The sequence below is a fragment of the Actinomadura sp. 9N407 genome (assembly GCF_044326315.1).
Taxonomy (GTDB): domain Bacteria; phylum Actinomycetota; class Actinomycetes; order Streptosporangiales; family Streptosporangiaceae; genus Spirillospora.
In genome coordinates this window covers 60,511-75,341 of the sequence record NZ_JBIRAW010000003.1, presented here as the reverse complement: position 1 = coordinate 75,341, position 14,831 = coordinate 60,511, and the positions used below count along the sequence as shown (strand labels likewise).

12 protein-coding genes and 1 pseudogene are annotated in these 14,831 nt (G+C 69.8%); 5 read left to right on the top strand and 8 right to left on the bottom strand.

Features of this window, described 5'->3' with window-relative positions; all coding sequences use genetic code 11:
* Positions 1–303, bottom strand: a complete 303-nt coding sequence (locus ACH34Q_RS05775; protein ID WP_395981698.1) for a transposase — start codon at positions 301–303, stop codon at positions 1–3.
* A gap of 468 nt (positions 304–771) precedes the next feature.
* Between ACH34Q_RS05775 and ACH34Q_RS05770 the strand changes: the two genes are divergently transcribed.
* Positions 772–2,796 carry a DNA translocase FtsK gene (locus ACH34Q_RS05770; RefSeq protein ID WP_395981697.1) on the top strand — a complete coding sequence of 675 codons (2,025 nt, stop codon included), beginning with the start codon at positions 772–774 and terminating at the stop codon, positions 2,794–2,796.
* Positions 2,797–3,113: 317 nt separating this feature from the next.
* Positions 3,114–3,257, top strand: a complete 144-nt coding sequence (locus ACH34Q_RS05765; RefSeq protein ID WP_395981696.1) for a hypothetical protein — start codon at positions 3,114–3,116, stop codon at positions 3,255–3,257.
* A 65-nt stretch (positions 3,258–3,322) separates the two neighbouring features.
* Here ACH34Q_RS05765 and ACH34Q_RS05760 read toward each other — a convergent pair whose 3' ends face one another.
* The gene (locus ACH34Q_RS05760) at positions 3,323–3,949 is read right to left on the bottom strand and encodes a hypothetical protein (protein WP_395981695.1); all 627 of its coding nucleotides are present in this window, start codon (positions 3,947–3,949) and stop codon (positions 3,323–3,325) included.
* A 63-nt stretch (positions 3,950–4,012) separates the two neighbouring features.
* Positions 4,013–4,384: a hypothetical protein gene (locus ACH34Q_RS05755; RefSeq protein ID WP_395981694.1), complete on the bottom strand. Its 372-nt coding sequence runs from the start codon at positions 4,382–4,384 to the stop codon at positions 4,013–4,015.
* 209 nt (positions 4,385–4,593) lie between these two features.
* On the opposite strand from ACH34Q_RS05755, the pseudogene ACH34Q_RS05750 reads away from it, so the two are divergent.
* Positions 4,594–5,025: pseudogene (locus tag ACH34Q_RS05750) on the top strand (transposase); the annotation flags it as partial.
* A 1,187-nt stretch (positions 5,026–6,212) separates the two neighbouring features.
* Here the strand turns inward: ACH34Q_RS05750 and ACH34Q_RS05745 are convergent.
* Entirely contained in the window at positions 6,213–6,722 is a 510-nt protein-coding gene (locus ACH34Q_RS05745; RefSeq protein WP_395981693.1) for a cupin domain-containing protein, read from the bottom strand.
* Positions 6,723–6,751: 29 nt separating this feature from the next.
* Positions 6,752–7,525: an alpha/beta fold hydrolase gene (locus ACH34Q_RS05740; RefSeq protein WP_395981692.1), complete on the bottom strand. Its 774-nt coding sequence runs from the start codon at positions 7,523–7,525 to the stop codon at positions 6,752–6,754.
* A 103-nt stretch (positions 7,526–7,628) separates the two neighbouring features.
* On the opposite strand from ACH34Q_RS05740, the gene ACH34Q_RS05735 reads away from it, so the two are divergent.
* Positions 7,629–8,129 carry a MarR family winged helix-turn-helix transcriptional regulator gene (locus ACH34Q_RS05735; RefSeq protein WP_395981691.1) on the top strand — a complete coding sequence of 167 codons (501 nt, stop codon included), beginning with the start codon at positions 7,629–7,631 and terminating at the stop codon, positions 8,127–8,129.
* A 244-nt stretch (positions 8,130–8,373) separates the two neighbouring features.
* Here ACH34Q_RS05735 and ACH34Q_RS05730 read toward each other — a convergent pair whose 3' ends face one another.
* The 3 genes from ACH34Q_RS05730 to ACH34Q_RS05720 are packed head-to-tail and all read right to left on the bottom strand — an operon-like array spanning position 8,374 to position 11,422.
* On the bottom strand, positions 8,374–9,273 hold the full coding sequence (locus ACH34Q_RS05730; protein WP_395981690.1) for an NAD(P)-dependent oxidoreductase: 900 nt from the start codon (positions 9,271–9,273) through the stop codon (positions 8,374–8,376).
* A gap of 51 nt (positions 9,274–9,324) precedes the next feature.
* Positions 9,325–10,785 carry an MFS transporter gene (locus tag ACH34Q_RS05725; RefSeq protein WP_395981689.1) on the bottom strand — a complete coding sequence of 487 codons (1,461 nt, stop codon included), beginning with the start codon at positions 10,783–10,785 and terminating at the stop codon, positions 9,325–9,327.
* 43 nt (positions 10,786–10,828) lie between these two features.
* Positions 10,829–11,422 (bottom strand): NADPH-dependent FMN reductase, encoded by a 594-nt coding sequence (locus ACH34Q_RS05720; protein WP_395981688.1) that lies wholly within the window; start codon positions 11,420–11,422, stop codon positions 10,829–10,831.
* Between the two features lie 149 nt (positions 11,423–11,571).
* On the opposite strand from ACH34Q_RS05720, the gene ACH34Q_RS05715 reads away from it, so the two are divergent.
* Positions 11,572–14,769, top strand: coding sequence for a BTAD domain-containing putative transcriptional regulator (locus ACH34Q_RS05715; protein WP_395981687.1), 3,198 nt, complete (start codon positions 11,572–11,574; stop codon positions 14,767–14,769).
* Positions 14,770–14,831 lie beyond the last annotated feature (62 nt).

Sequence of the window (14,831 nt, the reverse complement as noted above, 5' to 3'; positions counted from 1 at the left end):
CTACCTCGTCCGGGGCTGGCCGAGCTCGGCGGCGAAAAGCGCGCTGGCGGCCTTCAAGATCTCGTTGGCCCGCTTCAGCTCGCTGTTCTCCTTGCGCAGCCGCTTGAGCTCCTCGCGCTCGGCGGAGGCCAGCTGCTCGGGCCGCCGGCCGGCGTCGGCCTGGGCCTGCCGGACCCAGGTACGCAGTGCCTCGCGGTGGATGCCCAGATCGGCCGCGATCTGAGCGATCGGACGATCGGACTCCAGCGCCAGCCGCACGGCCCGGTCCCGGAGTTCCTGGGGGTATTTGCGTGATGCTGCCATCGCGGTGATTCTCCCTCCTGCCAGCCAAGATCACGCTGGCTTCCAGGACTTCACCGAACCCGGTGGACTCCATCCCTGCCCTTGCCCATCGATCTGCGAAAGGACTAACCGAATACCGGAGCCGCGGCGGCTGCGTGGAAGCTGGCGCAGAAGTTCGGCCTTGCCCACGTGGGGGCCGGGCAGAGGTCGGGTGTTGGGTTCGCATTGCGCGATGTCGCTGGCCCAGGGTGGCCTCAGGTCGGGCCCAGGCATGCTTGCCGAGCGCTCGACATGAGCGTGTTTGCCCTGGTCGGACGTGATGGGTCGCGTGGGACTCGAACCCACAACCTACGGATTGAAAGCGGAACCCTTTCGCGCCGACTCCGTCAGTGTGTGCTGGATTATTGGGTCTTGGGCGGGCCGGTCTGTTGAAATGTCCTAGAGAGCGGGAGTCGGGCCGGTGGTCGGCGAGGGGTGTGAGGGGGCGGTGTGCAGCGGGGACTGGAGCTGGCGGGCCGATATCGCATGGAGGAATTGCTGGGCCGCGGCGGTATGGGAGAGGTGTGGCGGGGGTTCGATCTGCACCTGGAACGTCCCGTTGCGTTGAAGGTGCTGCTCACCAACTGGCCTGATGTGACCGGGATGGAGCAGGCCATGGCACGGTTCCGCCGCGAGGGCCGCGCAGCAGCTCGGCTCTTGCATCCGGCCATCGCGACGGTTTTCGATGTCGGTGAGGACGATGGGCACGCGTTCTTGGTGCTGGAACTGCTGAATGGGCAGGACCTGCGTAAGGTCCTCTCCCTGCATCCCGGTGGTCTGCCCATAGAGCAGGTGCTGGATTACGGCGCCCAGGTGGCCGAAGGGCTCAGCGCCGCGCACGCGGCCGGGGTGGTGCATCGCGACATCAAACCGGCCAACCTGATGCTGCTGCCCACTGGGCAGGTGAAGATCTGCGACTTCGGCATTGCAAGGCTGCAGGGCGCCACTGCGGGACTGTCGGCGGTGGGCGTGCGGATCGGAACCATCGCTTACATGCCGCCCGAACAGGTCGGCGGTAAGCCCTTGGACGGGCGAGCCGATCTGTACGCCCTCGGGTGCACCCTGTTTCACATGCTCACCGGCCGGTACGTCTTTCCCGGTGACGATCTCCAGGCCGTGGTTGCCCAGCACCTAGCCAGACCTGCTCCGTCTCCGCGTACGCTGCGCGCTGACACCCCCGCCCACCTTGATGCGCTTGTCTTGGCCCTGCTCGCCAAGGATCCTGAGGATCGGCCTGCCGATGCCACGGCTGTGGCTGGTGAACTCCGCCGTATCGCTGACCGGTTGTTGCCTAGCCGCGTTGAATATGCGCTGCCCAAGCTCGCGTTGCTGCGTCGTGGTGCACCCGTTGAGCCGAGCACTAAGCACAACTATTCGGTGGTCAAGGCGCTCAGCGGGGTGCTGGAGCAGTTCGATATCGACGCGCGGGTCACCGGGTTCACCCGGGGGCCGACGGTCTCGCGGTACGAGATCGAGCTGGGGCCGGCGGTGAAGGTGGAGCAGGTCACCGCGCTGACCAAGAACATCGCCTACGCGGTGAAGAGCGCCGACGTGCGGATCCTCTCGCCGATCCCGGGCAAGTCCGCGATCGGCGTGGAGATCCCGAACGTCGACAAGGACATCGTCAGCCTCGGGGACGTGCTGCGGTCGCCGGCCGCGACCAACGAGCACCATCCGATGATCGTGGGGCTGGGCAAGGACGTCGAGGGCCGCACGGTGGTGGCCAACCTGGCCAAGATGCCGCACATCCTGATCGCGGGCGCGACCGGCGCGGGCAAGTCGACCTGCATCAACGGGCTGATCACCTCGGTGCTGATGCGGTCCACGCCGGACGAGGTCCGGATGATCCTGGTCGACCCCAAGCGGGTCGAGCTGACCATGTACCAGGGGATCCCGCACCTGATCACGCCGATCATCACCAACCCCAAGAAGGCCGCCGAGGCGCTGGAGTGGGTGGTGGGGGAGATGGACCGGCGCTACGACGATCTGGCGGCGTCGGGGTTCCGGCACATCGACGACTTCAACAAGGCGGTGCGGGCGGGCAAGCTGACGCCGCCGCCGGGCAGTGAGCGGGTGTACCAGCCGTACCCGTACCTGCTGGTGATCGTGGACGAGCTGGCCGACCTGATGATGGTGGCGCCGCGCGACGTGGAGGACTCGGTCGTGCGGATCACGCAGCTGGCCCGTGCGGCCGGCATCCATCTGGTGTTGGCCACCCAGCGGCCCAGCGTGGACGTGGTGACCGGGCTGATCAAGGCGAACGTGCCGTCCCGGCTGGCGTTCGCGACGTCCTCGCTGTCCGACAGCCGGGTCATCCTCGACCAGCCCGGCGCGGAGAAGCTGGTCGGGCAGGGCGACGCGCTGTTCCTGCCGATGGGCGCCAGCAAGCCGATGCGGATCCAGAACGCCTACGTGCGCGAGAAGGAGATCCACGCCATCGTCGAGCACTGCAAGGCGCAGATACATGCAGTGTAAGTCGCAGATGGGGGCGGCTCGTCCTGTTGCTCAGCTGGCCAAGCCACCGTTGGGAAACCGCCGACGGCGTAAGGGGAGGCCCGAGCGGCCGACCAACGTGCCGACCACCGTGCTGGCCGTCGCGGGCGTGCGTCGCTGACCTACAAGATTCCGACCGCCAAGCCGATGGATGAGCGCCCCGGTCGGACTCCAGCACCTGTCCGGTAACACCCGGGGCACCCCCCGGTACGGGACGCCCCGGGTTCCGCCCAAGGCCGGACGAAGCCCGGCCCTGGGCTGGACCTCCAAACAGACAGACACCAGCACTTCCGGACATCGTGCGGTACCGCGAGTTGGAGTTCGACGGCTCCGGCGAACCGCTGTACACCACCAAGCGGTTCCACATCGTGGTGACCGAGGCCGCGCTGCGCTACAGGCTCTGTCGCGCCGCGGTGTTCGTGTGGCACCGATCCGCGAGGTGACTTCTCGGCCAACAACAGCAGGGAGCCGTTCGAGATGTCCCGAAGGCTGACCGGATTTCCCCGAGTCACCTCAGTGCTTGGTCTTGGAGGAGGCCGGTTTGGAAGAGGAGCCGCGTCCAGCTGTCCTTGTGGCGCCCCTTCCTGTCGCGTTCATTGACGGCACGGTCGCCCAGCACCCTCCTGACGAGCTGGGGGTAACCCTCGCCGAGGACGTGGTGATTGAAGAACGTGACGATGTCGTTCCCGAACTCCTCACCGTCGATCTGCTCGACCTCGACGTTCTTGTACATGAAGATGTAGTCGTCCGGGTCGACGTAGTAGATGCTCCCGTCGTTGACGTCCAGGCGGATGGGAGCACCGCCGTCGATGTCCCTGAGGATGTCGGGCGGGATGCCGTAGCACTCGTAGCCGATCTCAAGGGGATGGCCGAGCGGGCAGTTGCCGTCCTCTTCCCGCTCCTCCCACGCGCGGCGGCTCCGGATCTTGCCGGGCCGCCTGAAGCGGAAGTAGTCGCCGCCCAGACACGAGAACAGCCGGAACACCTCGACCACCCCTTCCGGCAGGTCCGGGATGTCCTCCAGCTCATCGGGTTCCTCAAGGACGATCCCGAAGCCGTGCTCGGCTTCCGCCCGCCGAACCAGGTCGAGCTTGGCCTCGATCTCTGCCAGCCCCGAGCGGAGCCTCTCGTCCATGCGTTTCCCTCCCGAGCCGTCGCCGCGCGTCACGGAGACAATGAACGGAACACCATCAGACGTTCACCCGGGCCGCTCAGCGCCTTGGGTGATGCGGACACCCGCTTCGACGGCCTCCTCCCAGGTCGGGTACTCGCCGTCGAAGTCGGTCGGGCCGTCCAGGCTGCCGTCGACGTAGATGTCGCCGTGCCACTCGGTGTCTGCGATCTGATCCTCGAACTCCCCGGGGCGCTGTATCCATTCCAGTGGCCAGACCGGCATCATGACGCGCACCAGCCGGCGATCCCCGATCTTGAGATGGAAAGACCACTCCTCCGCGCCATCGGCGTCCGGCTCGTGTTCCACGTCGGAGACGACGACACCACGCCGCTCCAGCTCGGCCACATAGGCGAGCACGTTGGCCGCCACGTCGGTGCCCACCTCGGCCGACGCCATGAAGTCCTCAGCTCTCAGCATGATCGTTCGACTCTGGCCCGGCGGCGCCGGTTCCGGATCGGGTCGTCAAGGATCGGCGCAGCAGTCGAGCCGCTGTCACTGTTCCCGCGCCGCCGCTGTAACCGCCGTGATTCAGCTGCATCGAGTCCACGTCCACAAAACGCCAACGTCTCCACGCTGGACAGCAGCGGGGGTGCGCGGTCAGCCGTGTGGAGCCGCCGAAGGGCGATCGACAGGGCCTACTCACGGACGCCGATGTCGACCCATGCACCCAAGCGACCCCCCACAGCGCACTAGGTGTGAGACGTACGTCCGATCTCGGCGGCGCTGCCAAGGCCTCCCGGCATCTCAGCACGAGGCGTGACCTGGCGGCGTTCGGCTCCGCCGATCGGCTGGCCAGGTTGGCCAGGTTCGCGCCCGTCCCACGCGATTCAGGACGCGTCAGCGGCAATCTGCGCCAACCGCAGCGTCTCCACCGCTGGCTGCAACGCGTCTTCTACTTCTCGGCGTTCGTCAGCCTGCGGCTGTCACCGGAGTCGCGCCGCTTCTACGACCGCAAACGTGCGGAAGGCAAAACGCATGCGCATGCGGTACCTGCCTTGCCGCGTCGGCGCGTCAACGTCCTCTGGGCCCTGCTGCGAGTCCGCAGCCTTCTACCGCACGCGCGCTGTCGCTGCTGCTTGAACCTCGGTTCCGAGACGACCAGAAGCCGGTCACGCCTCGGGGCGGCCGTCCAGGTCGGTCGGTCGGTCGATTCGCCGCTTCGTAAGCGTCGATCACTCGCTGCGGTAGGCGACCTGAGGAGTTCTGAGCGAAGCCGGGGCCGGCATCTGACCGTCTGATCTTCAGATGGCCGAAACCGTCTCGAAGACCCGCTGTCGATGAGTGTCCGGTCATTGGCTGTAGAACGTGACCGGGTGCCGGTGATCGGCGGAGCAGCCGAAGAAGCCGCCGTGGCTGTAGCGGCCGATCCGCAGGCCGCGGTCGGTTCCCTGGCGGCCCGGTAGGCGTCACCGGAGGCGTCCAGGGCGGCGTCTTCCACGGGCACCCAACGGGGAGGGCCGCCGTCGTGGTCGGACTCACCGCCCCGTTCGCGGCTGTCCAGTTGCAGGATCAGATGGGCGGGGGCGCTGCATTGCCGGCAGACGGGTGGGTCTCCCATGTCGGTGACGTTGAAGGAGATGCCGCCGCCCATCTTGCAGCCGGACGCGATCGACAGGCCGTACTGGTAGGCGGGATAGCCGGCCTCCCAGTCGCCGATCGCGTGCTGGATCTGCGGGGGAGTTCTTCGCCGTAGAGGTCTTCGGTGATCGGTTCGGGGTCGAGCACGCAGGGGGTCGGTACCAGCCACTCTTCTTCGACCGTGTGCGGCGCGGCGGGTCGGCGAGGGCGGCGGTGACGTCGGCTACGCGGCGCCACCGCACGCTGATCTTCCCGTCCGGCCAGTATCCGTCGTGGTTGGGGCACCACAGGATCTGGAGCAGGTCGCTGTCTTGCGGGAACGGGTACGCGGAGACGTCGGCTGCGTACACCTGCGCGATCGGCACCATCGCGACCGGCCCGTCAGGGCGCCTGCTCTCGTCGTGCGGCTTGCCGCACAAGGGCCAGGGCTCATCGGCGGGCGACAGCAGCGGCCCGCCGATGCTGCTGTCTTCCCGCCCCGGGTTGCCTTGCCGGAGATGCAGGCGGACGGCAGTGCGGGCGTAAGCGGCCCACCCGGGAATGTCCTCGGTGATATCCACGATCGGCGGACGAGTCGTGTGCTGCGCTTCCCCTCGTAGTGTGGAGGCATCGCCTTAAGGGGACGGCGATGCAGAGACACCCGGGTTCAGACGAAGAAGCTGTCGTGGCGGCGGAAGAAGTCCGCGCGTTCTTCCTCGGAGAGGCCGCCCAGCCGGGTGACGCCTTCGAAGTACTCCTCGCGCGGCGCTCCGGGTGCGAAGAGCATGAGCATGGAGGCGGGTTCGCCGGATTCGTTGCGGAAGGCGTGCAGCCCGCCCACCGGTACGTACAGGTAGTCGCCAGAGGTGGCGTCGATCCAGCGCCGGCCGTCGAACAGCCGCATCGTGCCGGACAGGATGAAGAACGACTCCGACATGGCCTTGTGGAAGTGCGTGCCGGGCCCGCCGACCTCCGGTCCCATGTCCACCCGGTACAGGCCGTACTCACCGCCGGTGGAGACGGTGGTGGACAGGTAGTGGTAGGCGGTGCCCTGCGAGACGTTGGTTCGGTCGGTGGCGACGGGTGTGGAGACGAAGTCGGGTGCGGCGGTCGCGGGCCGGAATGCGGCGTTGATCTCGCCGTGCTCACCGAAGTAGCGGGGGTCGGGGTAGGACATGGTCTCTCCTTGGCGTACGGGGGCGGAGTTCAGGAATCGAGGAAATCGTGGGTGAGTTTCACCAGTCCGGAGGGGCCGGCGAACCAGTCCATATGGCCTTCGCCTGGGACCTCCACCAGGCGGCTGCCGTGGTTCGCGCGGTGCAGTTGCCGGGAGCCTTCGATGGGGCTCATGGCGTCGGCGGCGAAGCCGACCACCAGCGTGGGCGCGGTGATCGCGGGGAGCAGGGGCCTGATGTCCGCCCGCCCGCACAGGTCGATCTGGCGGCCGATCCCGGCCGGTGGCCAGGCGTCGGCCAGTGACTGGGCCAGGCCGTCGTGGCCGAAACGGTCCAGGGCACCGGCGCTGAAGCCGGTCAGCGCGGCGAACCGCTTGAGCAGTTCGCGGTCGGTGACCAGCAGCTTGCGCCAGGTCTGGAAGTAGTAGCGGTCGCGCGGGCTGATGGAGTGCGCCCAGCCGCCGACAAGGACCAGCCGGCGCACCAGTTCGGGGTGGGCGGCGGCGACCGCGGCCGCGGCGACCGCGCCGAGCGAGAATCCGAGCAGGTCCACCGGGCCGTCGCGGATCGCCGCGGTGATCTGGTCGGCGATCAGGTCGACGCTCAGGTCCGCGCCGTCGTCCTCGGTTTGGCCGCTGCCGCTGAAGTTGGGCCGGATGACGGTGCGGGTGCCGGCGAAGTGGTCCACGACGTTGCCGAAGACCTTCTCGGCGTCGCCGCCGACGCTGTGGACCAGGGTCAGGCCGGGCCCCTGGCCGTCGATCTCGTCGTGGACGCGGGTGCCGCGGGCAGTGGCGAGCGGCATGGCGCCCTCCTTGGATGAGGGTGATTAAGTGAGTGCTAAACTAGCGAGCGTTTGCATGAGTGTCAACTAAATGAGTGCTCATCTATCTAGTTCCGGAGGAATCTTGGCGGATGCAGTGCAGGCGGTGCTGGAGCAGTGGCGCCGGGAGTGTCCCGACCTCGACTTCTCGCCGATCGGCGTCGTCGGCCGGATCATGCGGCTGTCTCGGCTATGGGACAAGCAGATCAAGGACTTCCTCGCCGACCACGGCCTCGAGCCGGGGGAATTCGACATCCTGTCCACGCTGCGGCGCTCCGGAGAGCCCTACGAGCTGACCGCGGGAACCTTCCTCAAGGCATCGCTCGTCACCACCGGGGCGATCACCCTGCGGGTCGACCGCATGGCCGGCAAGAACCTGGTCACCCGCGTACCCGATGCCACCGACCGCCGCTCCGTCAAGATCCGGCTCACCCCGCAAGGCCTTGAGGTGATCGACCGGGTCCTTCCCCTCCACCTGGCCAACGAAGCCCGCCTGCTGGAGGGCATCGACACCGACGAACGCCACCACCTCGCCACCACACTCGCCACAGTGCTGGAAGCCCACGGCGACACACCCGCCCGCTGACGGCAGGTGAGGGACGCCAAGTGACTGCAAGAGGTGCGCAGCGTGTCGGCCAGCCGATTCGCCTGGTCCCGGTCGAGGGCCTGGAGCAAGTGGGTCTGGTAGTCCGTGGCGGCGTCCGCAGCATCTCCGCCATTCGCTGCCGGCTGCCGATCGCATCCCGCTTGGGCGTAGCTCTGGCGCGGTGTGTCTGTGGACCGTCACAGTCACCGGGTCCGAGCTACGCCCAAGTCGGATGTGTACGGGTCTAGGTTCGGCTGGACCCCGCCAGCAGCTCGAACAGGCTTGAGAAGCCTTGGTCGCCGTGGCCGTCGGCGATCCGGCGGTCCATCAGTTCCTTGACCTCCCTCATCCGGACGGCTTCCACACCGAGGGATTCGCGGTGATCGATCATGCCGTCCATCAGCGCGGCCTGGACGTTGAGCGAACCGAGGTCCGGTGCGTACTCGCCGCTCTGGACGGCCTTGCCCATCGAGGTCAGCAACGACGGGTACATGGCCACCGAACCGGCGACGCGCTCGGCGAACTCCACCACGCCGACCCCTTCCGCCCGGACCAGCCGGAGCACGTGCAGGTAGCCGATGAGCAACTCGTAGGCCACCGCGACCTGGGCCATGAACTCCACGGCGGCCAAGCCGGCATCCTCACCGTGGTAGGCGATGCCGCCCAGTTCCCGCAGCGTCGGCTCGTGAGTGTCGAAGGCGCTGCGGGAACCGCTGAAGGGGAACATGATGTCGGGCGTTCCCACGTACGGCGGATCCCCCATGGCCTTGCCGTCGATGTACCCGGCGCCGTGTTCGCTCGCCCAGCGCTCGTTGGCCCGTGCCTGGCCGGCGGAGCCACTGGTGACGTTCACCAGCACATGGCCCGCCACCGCGGATTCGACGGACGCCAGCACCTCCTCGACGGCCGCGTTGTCGAGCAGGCAGAGCACCACCAGCGGGCTCGCCGCCACCGCCTCGGCGGCCGTGGAGGCCGCCGTGGCACCGGCCTTCACCAACGGCGCGGTCTTGCTCGCGGTCCGGTTCCAGACCGTCGTGCGGTAGCCGCGGTCGACGAACGTCTTGGCGATCGCCGATCCCATCTCACCGAGCCCCAGCACGGTGACCTGGCTGGTCGCGGCGATCGGGTTCCTGGTTGTCGCCATGATGATGCCTTTCGAGCCGAAATGATGGGGAGTGGTCGTTGGTTCGGTGGTTCAGTGCAGGGGGCGAACGGGCTCCTCGGTGCTGGGGGTGGTGAGGGTGGGGGTCGGCGTGGTGCGGCGGGGCAGGGTCAGGGCGGCGAGGATGCCTGCCAGGGTGAGGGCGGCCGCGACGTAGACCGCGTTGCGCAGGCCGTCGGAGGTGGCGGCGCGCAGGGCCTCGCCGGTCAGGTCGGCGTGCCCGGAGGCGGAGACGCTGACCAGGATGGCCAGGCCCACGCTGGCCCCGATCTGGAGGGCGGCGTTGGCCATGCCGCCGGCGGCGCCCTGGTCCTCGTCGGCCACGCCGGTGCCGGAGGCGCCGAACATGGTCGGGTAGATCATCCCCATGCCGAACCCGTAGACGACCAGGCCGCCGAGGATCGTCCAGTACGAGCCGTCGGTGCGCATGCCAAGCGCCATCAGCGCGCCGCCTCCGGAGCCGAGCAGCAAGGCGATGATCAGGGTGGTGCGGGTGCCGATGCGGTTGATCAGGCGCTCGGCGACGAGGTTGGCGATGCTGATGATCACCGAGAGGCTCAGGAAGGCCAGCCCGCCCCGCAGCGCCGAGTAGCCGAGCACGTCCTGGAAGTAGAGGGTGAGGAAGTAGATCAGGTTCTGCATGGTGGCGCCGAAGGTGAGGATCACCAGCAGGCCGACGCGGAGGTTGGGGTTGGCGAACAGCCGCAGCGGCATCAGCGGGTTGGCGGTGCGCGCCTCGATGATGAGGAACGCGGTCAGCAGCGCCACCGCGAGGACGGCGGAGGCGACGACGGAGGGCGCGGTCCAGCCGGCCTCGGGGCCCTGGGCGATGACGAACACGAGGAGGGTCATCCCGGCCGTGCCGGTCAGGGCACCAGGGATGTCGAAGCCGCGTCCCCGTTCGCGCGGGCCGTCAGAGGCGAGCAGGACGAACGCGCCCACGGCGCCCGCCACGACCAGCGGCACGTTCACCAGGAACACCGCCTCCCAGCCGAACGCGTGGGTCAGGAGCCCGCCGAGCAGCGCGCCCAGGCTCAGCCCGGCCGCGCCGGCCCCGGCCCACACGGCCAAGGCCCGGACGCGTGCGGGGCCTTCGGTGAATCTGGTGGTGACCAGGGACAGCGTGGTGGGGAACAAGATGGCGGCGCCGATTCCCTGGAGGGCCCGCGCGGTGATCAGGGTCTCGGGCGAGGTCGCCAGGCCGCCCAGCAGGGACGCGCCGCCGAACAGCAGCATCCCCAGGACGAACATGCGGCGGCGGCCCAGCAGGTCGGCCGAGCGGCCGCCCAGCAGCAGGAAGCCGCCGAAGAAGATGGCGTAGGCACTGACCACCCACTGGGTGGCGTGACCGGACAGTCCCACATCGCGGGCGATGTCGGGCAGCGCCACGTACACGATGGTGAAGTCGAGCGAAGTGATCAGGCTGGAGAAGGCCAGCAGGGCGAGGATCCAGCGTGACCTGGCGCCGGTGGTCGCTTTTTCGGGGGATTTCATCGCGGTCTCCTCAGAAGGTCAGAAGGTTCGGGCAAGGCTTCGGTCATGCCGCGTAGGGGAGTTCGGTGCGGGCGTCCCGCAGGGTGCGGGCCCACCAGGTCAGCTGGTCGAGCAGGCTCTCGGCCGCCGCGCGGCAGCCTGCCTCGTCGATCGGTCGGCCGCGGTCGTCGAACCTGTCCCGGCAGGAGTGGAAGCTGACCGTGTTGCGAACGGCGACGACGTGGAGTTCGGCGAAGACCTGCCGCAGCTGCTCGACGGCGCGCAGGCCACCGGAGACTCCGCCGTAGGAGACGAAGCCGACCGGTTTGGCCTGCCATTCGTCGACGTACCAGTCGATGGCCGTCTTGAGCGAGGCGGGGAAACTGCGGTTGTACTCGGGTGTCACGATCACGAACGCGTCGGCCCTGGCCAGCCGTTCTCCCAGCGCCCGTACCGGTTCGGGCACCTCGGAAGACCCCGCGTCGTCTGCGGCGAGTACGCCGGGCAGGGCGATCTCGGCGAGGTCGACGACGTCGAGGTCGATGTCGGTGCGCCGGCCGGCCTCCCCGGCGAACCATTCGGCCACCGTGGGGCCGAACCGGCGGTCCCGGGTGCTGCCGACGATGATGGCGAAGTTCAGCGGTCCGGTCACGGTCATCGCGCTCTCCTGTCGAAGGTCTCTGTGCGGCTCGGTGGTTCGAGCATGCCGACGGGCGCTTATCCGGCGCTTACCCCGCACTTTCCGCCGGCGACGGGTGGGGGTAAGCCAGCCTGATCTTGGGAGAAACCGCCCGATAGCGTGGGGACATGCGATTCGGGGTGCTCGGTCCGCTGGGGGCTTGGACGGCGGACGGCGTCCCGGTGGTGGTGCGCGGGGCGAAGGTCCGCGCGCTGCTGGCCGTCCTGATCGGGCATGAGGGGCGGCCGGTGCCGGTGGACCGGCTGATCGACGATCTGTGGGGCGGCGCGCCGCCGCGCAATCCGGCCGGGGCGCTGCAGGTCAAGGTCTCGCAGCTGCGTCGGGCCCTGGACGAGGCCGAGCCGGGCGCCCGGGACCTGGTGTCCTTCGAGGAGGTCCTCGGGTACCGGCTCCGGGTGGAGGCCGAGGCCGTGGACGCGATGCGGTTCACCGGCCTGCTGGCGCGGGCGCGCGGGGCCGGCACGCCGCGGTCGCGGGCGGGCCTGCTGACCGAGGCGCTGGAGCTGTGGCGCGGGCCGGCCTTCGCCGACTTCGCCGACGCGGAGTTCGCGCGGCCGGCGACAGCACTCCTGGAGGAGCAGCGGCTCACCGCCGTCGAGGAGCGGGCGGAGGCGCGCCTGGAGTTCGGCGAGCTGGGCGCGCCGACGGGCGAGCTGGGCGACCTGGTGGAACGCCATCCGCTGCGCGAACGGCTCCGTGCGGCGTACATGCGCGCCCTGTACGGCACCGGACGGCAGAGCGAGGCGCTGGAGACCTACGCCGACCTGCGGGATCGCCTGCGCGAAGAGCTGGGGCTGGACCCCGGCCCGGAGATCGCCGAGCTCCACCGGCGGATCCTCGAGCAGAACTCCGCCCTGGCCACCGCGCCCGGGACGCCTCCGCGGACGAACCTGCCCGCGCAGATCAGCGAGCTGGTCGGGCGCGACGAGGCGATGGCCGCCGTTCAGACGCTGCTGAAGTCGGCCCGGCTGGTCACCCTCACCGGCCCCGGCGGTGTCGGCAAGACGCGGCTGGCCCTGGAGACCGCCGGGCGGGCCGCCGCGGACCATCCGGACGGCGTGTGGCTCGTCGAGCTGGCCGGCCTCGTCCCGGCGGCCAGGGCGCCGGGGGTCGAACGGCTCGCGGAGACCGTCATCGCCGTGCTCGACATCCGCGACGACACCGCCCCGGGCATGCGGCGTTCCGGCGTACCCGCCGATCCGGCCGAACGGCTCGCCGGGGCGCTGCGGACTCGCCGGGCGCTGCTCGTCCTGGACAACTGCGAGCACGTGATCGACGCGGTCGCCGCGTTGAGCGAGCGGCTGCTGCGCGCGGCGCCGGAGGTGCGGATCCTCGCCACCAGCCAGGAGCCCCTGCGGCTCGCCGGGGAGTCGCTCTGGCCGGTCCCGCCGTTGCAGTCGCCCCACTCCCCGGCCGACACCGGGCCCGCGACCCTCCACAGGTTCAGCGCCGTCCGGCTGTTCGAGGCACGCGCGGCAGCCGCCGTCCCGGGGTTCGCGATCGACACCGCCAACGCCCGCGCGGTCGCGGCGATCTGCCGCCGGCTGGACGGCGTCCCGCTGGCCCTGGAGCTGGCGGCCACCCGCCTGCGCGCACTGGACGTCCACGACCTTGCCGAACGGCTCGACGACCGGTTCCGGCTGCTCTCCTCGGGACACCGCGGCGCCCCGGCACGGCAACGGACCCTTCGCGCGATGATCGACTGGAGCTGGGAGCTGCTGTCCGAGCCCGAACGCCTCGTCCTGCGGCGGCTCGCGGTGCACACGGAGGGCTGCGCGCTGGAAGCGGCCGAAGAGGTATGCGCGGACGGCCGCGACGTGGCGCCCGAGGACGTCCTCGACCTGCTGGCCCGCCTCGTCGACCGTTCGATGGTGGTCAGGATCGGCGGTCCGGGCGGGACCCGCTACCGGCTGCTGGAATCGGTCACGGCCTACGCCCTGGACCGCCTGGAAGAGGCCGGCGAGACCGAGCGGGTCCGCCTCCGGCACCTGACCTTCCACACCGAGCTGGCCGAACGCGCGGAGCCGCGGCTACACGGCCCTGACCAGCGGCGCTGGCTTCGGCGCCTGGACGCCGAGCACGGCAACCTGCGCGGCGCCTTCGAGGAGGCCGTGCGACGGCGCGACGCCGGCCTCGCGCTGCGTCTGGTCAACGCGCTGGCTTGGTACTGGTACCTGCGCGGCAGGATCGGCGAGGGACGGCGCACGTTCACGATGGCGCTGGACATCCAGGCCGAGGCCCCCGGCGCGACGAGGGCACGGGCCGAGGCCTGGCAGGCCGGACTGGAACTGCTGGGCGAGCATGCGGCGGACTTCCGCACGCCCGCGGAGACCATCGCCGACCCGAGCGAACGCGCCAGGGCGGAGTGGTTCCTCAGCGACATGCTGCTCGGTTCCGGCGATCTGGCCCTCAGCCGGGACCTGCTGAGCCGGGCGCTCCCGGTGCTCCAGCGGCTCGGCGACCGCTGGGGCACCGCCGCGGCACTGGCCACCGCGGCCGACCACGCACTCCTCCTCGGCGACCTCGGCACGCTCGAACGGGCCGGGGAGGAGAGCCTGGCGATATTCGAGGAGCTGGGAGACCGGTGGGGGCAGGTCCGGGCCAACGACCTGCTAGGCCGGCTCGCCGAGATCAAGGGCGACCATCGCAGGTCCGCCGATCTCGGCCACGAGGGACTCCGGCTGGCCGAGGAGCTCGAGCTGTGGCTGCAGGTCTCGCTGCTCCAGTCCAGGCTCGGCCGGATCGCCCTGCTGACGGGCGATCACGCCGAGTCGGACCGGCGCCACGAGCGGGGCAGGAGCCTCGCCGCCGAGCACGGCTACCGCCCCGGCGAGGCCTTCGCCCTCACCGGCCTGGCCCTCACCGCCCGCCGCGCGGGCCGCCTCGACGACGCCGAGGCCCACATGCGCACCGCTCTCACCTGGGAACGCGAGGTGCGGTACGCGCCGGGCATCACCCTCGCCCTGGCCGAACTCGGCTTCACCGCCGAGCAGCGAGGGGACACCGCGGCGGCCGGAGAACTCCATCGGGAGGCCCTCGCCGTCGCACAGGGCACCGGCGACCCCAGAGCGATCGCGCTCGCCCTCGAAGGGCGGGCCGGCGCGGCGGCCCTGACGGGCACCCCCGCGGAAGCGGCACGACTCCTCGGCGAAGCCGCCGCCCTACGCGAGTCCGCAGGCGCGCCGCTGCCACCCGAGGAGCACGGGGACGTTGACCGCATCACGGCCACGGTGCGATCCGCCCTCGGCGACGATGCCTTCACCTCGGCCTTCGCCGAAGGTCACGCGACCCCCAGTGCTTCCTGAGTCCGGGCGTGCCCACCCGGTTCCACGAACACGTTCAGGCCGTCACCTGTTGGGTTCTAAAA

What these genes read in the sequence shown, in the direction of transcription:
- ACH34Q_RS05720 (WP_395981688.1), bottom strand. Translation starts at nt 11,422, where the DNA reads ATGACCGTGACCGGACCGCTGAACTTCGCCATCATCGTCGGCAGCACC.
- ACH34Q_RS05730 (WP_395981690.1), bottom strand. Translation starts at nt 9,273, where the DNA reads ATGGCGACAACCAGGAACCCGATCGCCGCGACCAGCCAGGTCACCGTG.
- ACH34Q_RS05715 (WP_395981687.1), top strand. Translation starts at nt 11,572, where the DNA reads ATGCGATTCGGGGTGCTCGGTCCGCTGGGGGCTTGGACGGCGGACGGC.
- ACH34Q_RS05760 (WP_395981695.1), bottom strand. Translation starts at nt 3,949, where the DNA reads ATGGACGAGAGGCTCCGCTCGGGGCTGGCAGAGATCGAGGCCAAGCTC.
- ACH34Q_RS05745 (WP_395981693.1), bottom strand. Translation starts at nt 6,722, where the DNA reads ATGTCCTACCCCGACCCCCGCTACTTCGGTGAGCACGGCGAGATCAAC.
- ACH34Q_RS05725 (WP_395981689.1), bottom strand. Translation starts at nt 10,785, where the DNA reads ATGAAATCCCCCGAAAAAGCGACCACCGGCGCCAGGTCACGCTGGATC.
- ACH34Q_RS05775 (WP_395981698.1), bottom strand. Translation starts at nt 303, where the DNA reads ATGGCAGCATCACGCAAATACCCCCAGGAACTCCGGGACCGGGCCGTG.
- ACH34Q_RS05755 (WP_395981694.1), bottom strand. Translation starts at nt 4,384, where the DNA reads ATGGCGTCGGCCGAGGTGGGCACCGACGTGGCGGCCAACGTGCTCGCC.
- ACH34Q_RS05740 (WP_395981692.1), bottom strand. Translation starts at nt 7,525, where the DNA reads ATGCCGCTCGCCACTGCCCGCGGCACCCGCGTCCACGACGAGATCGAC.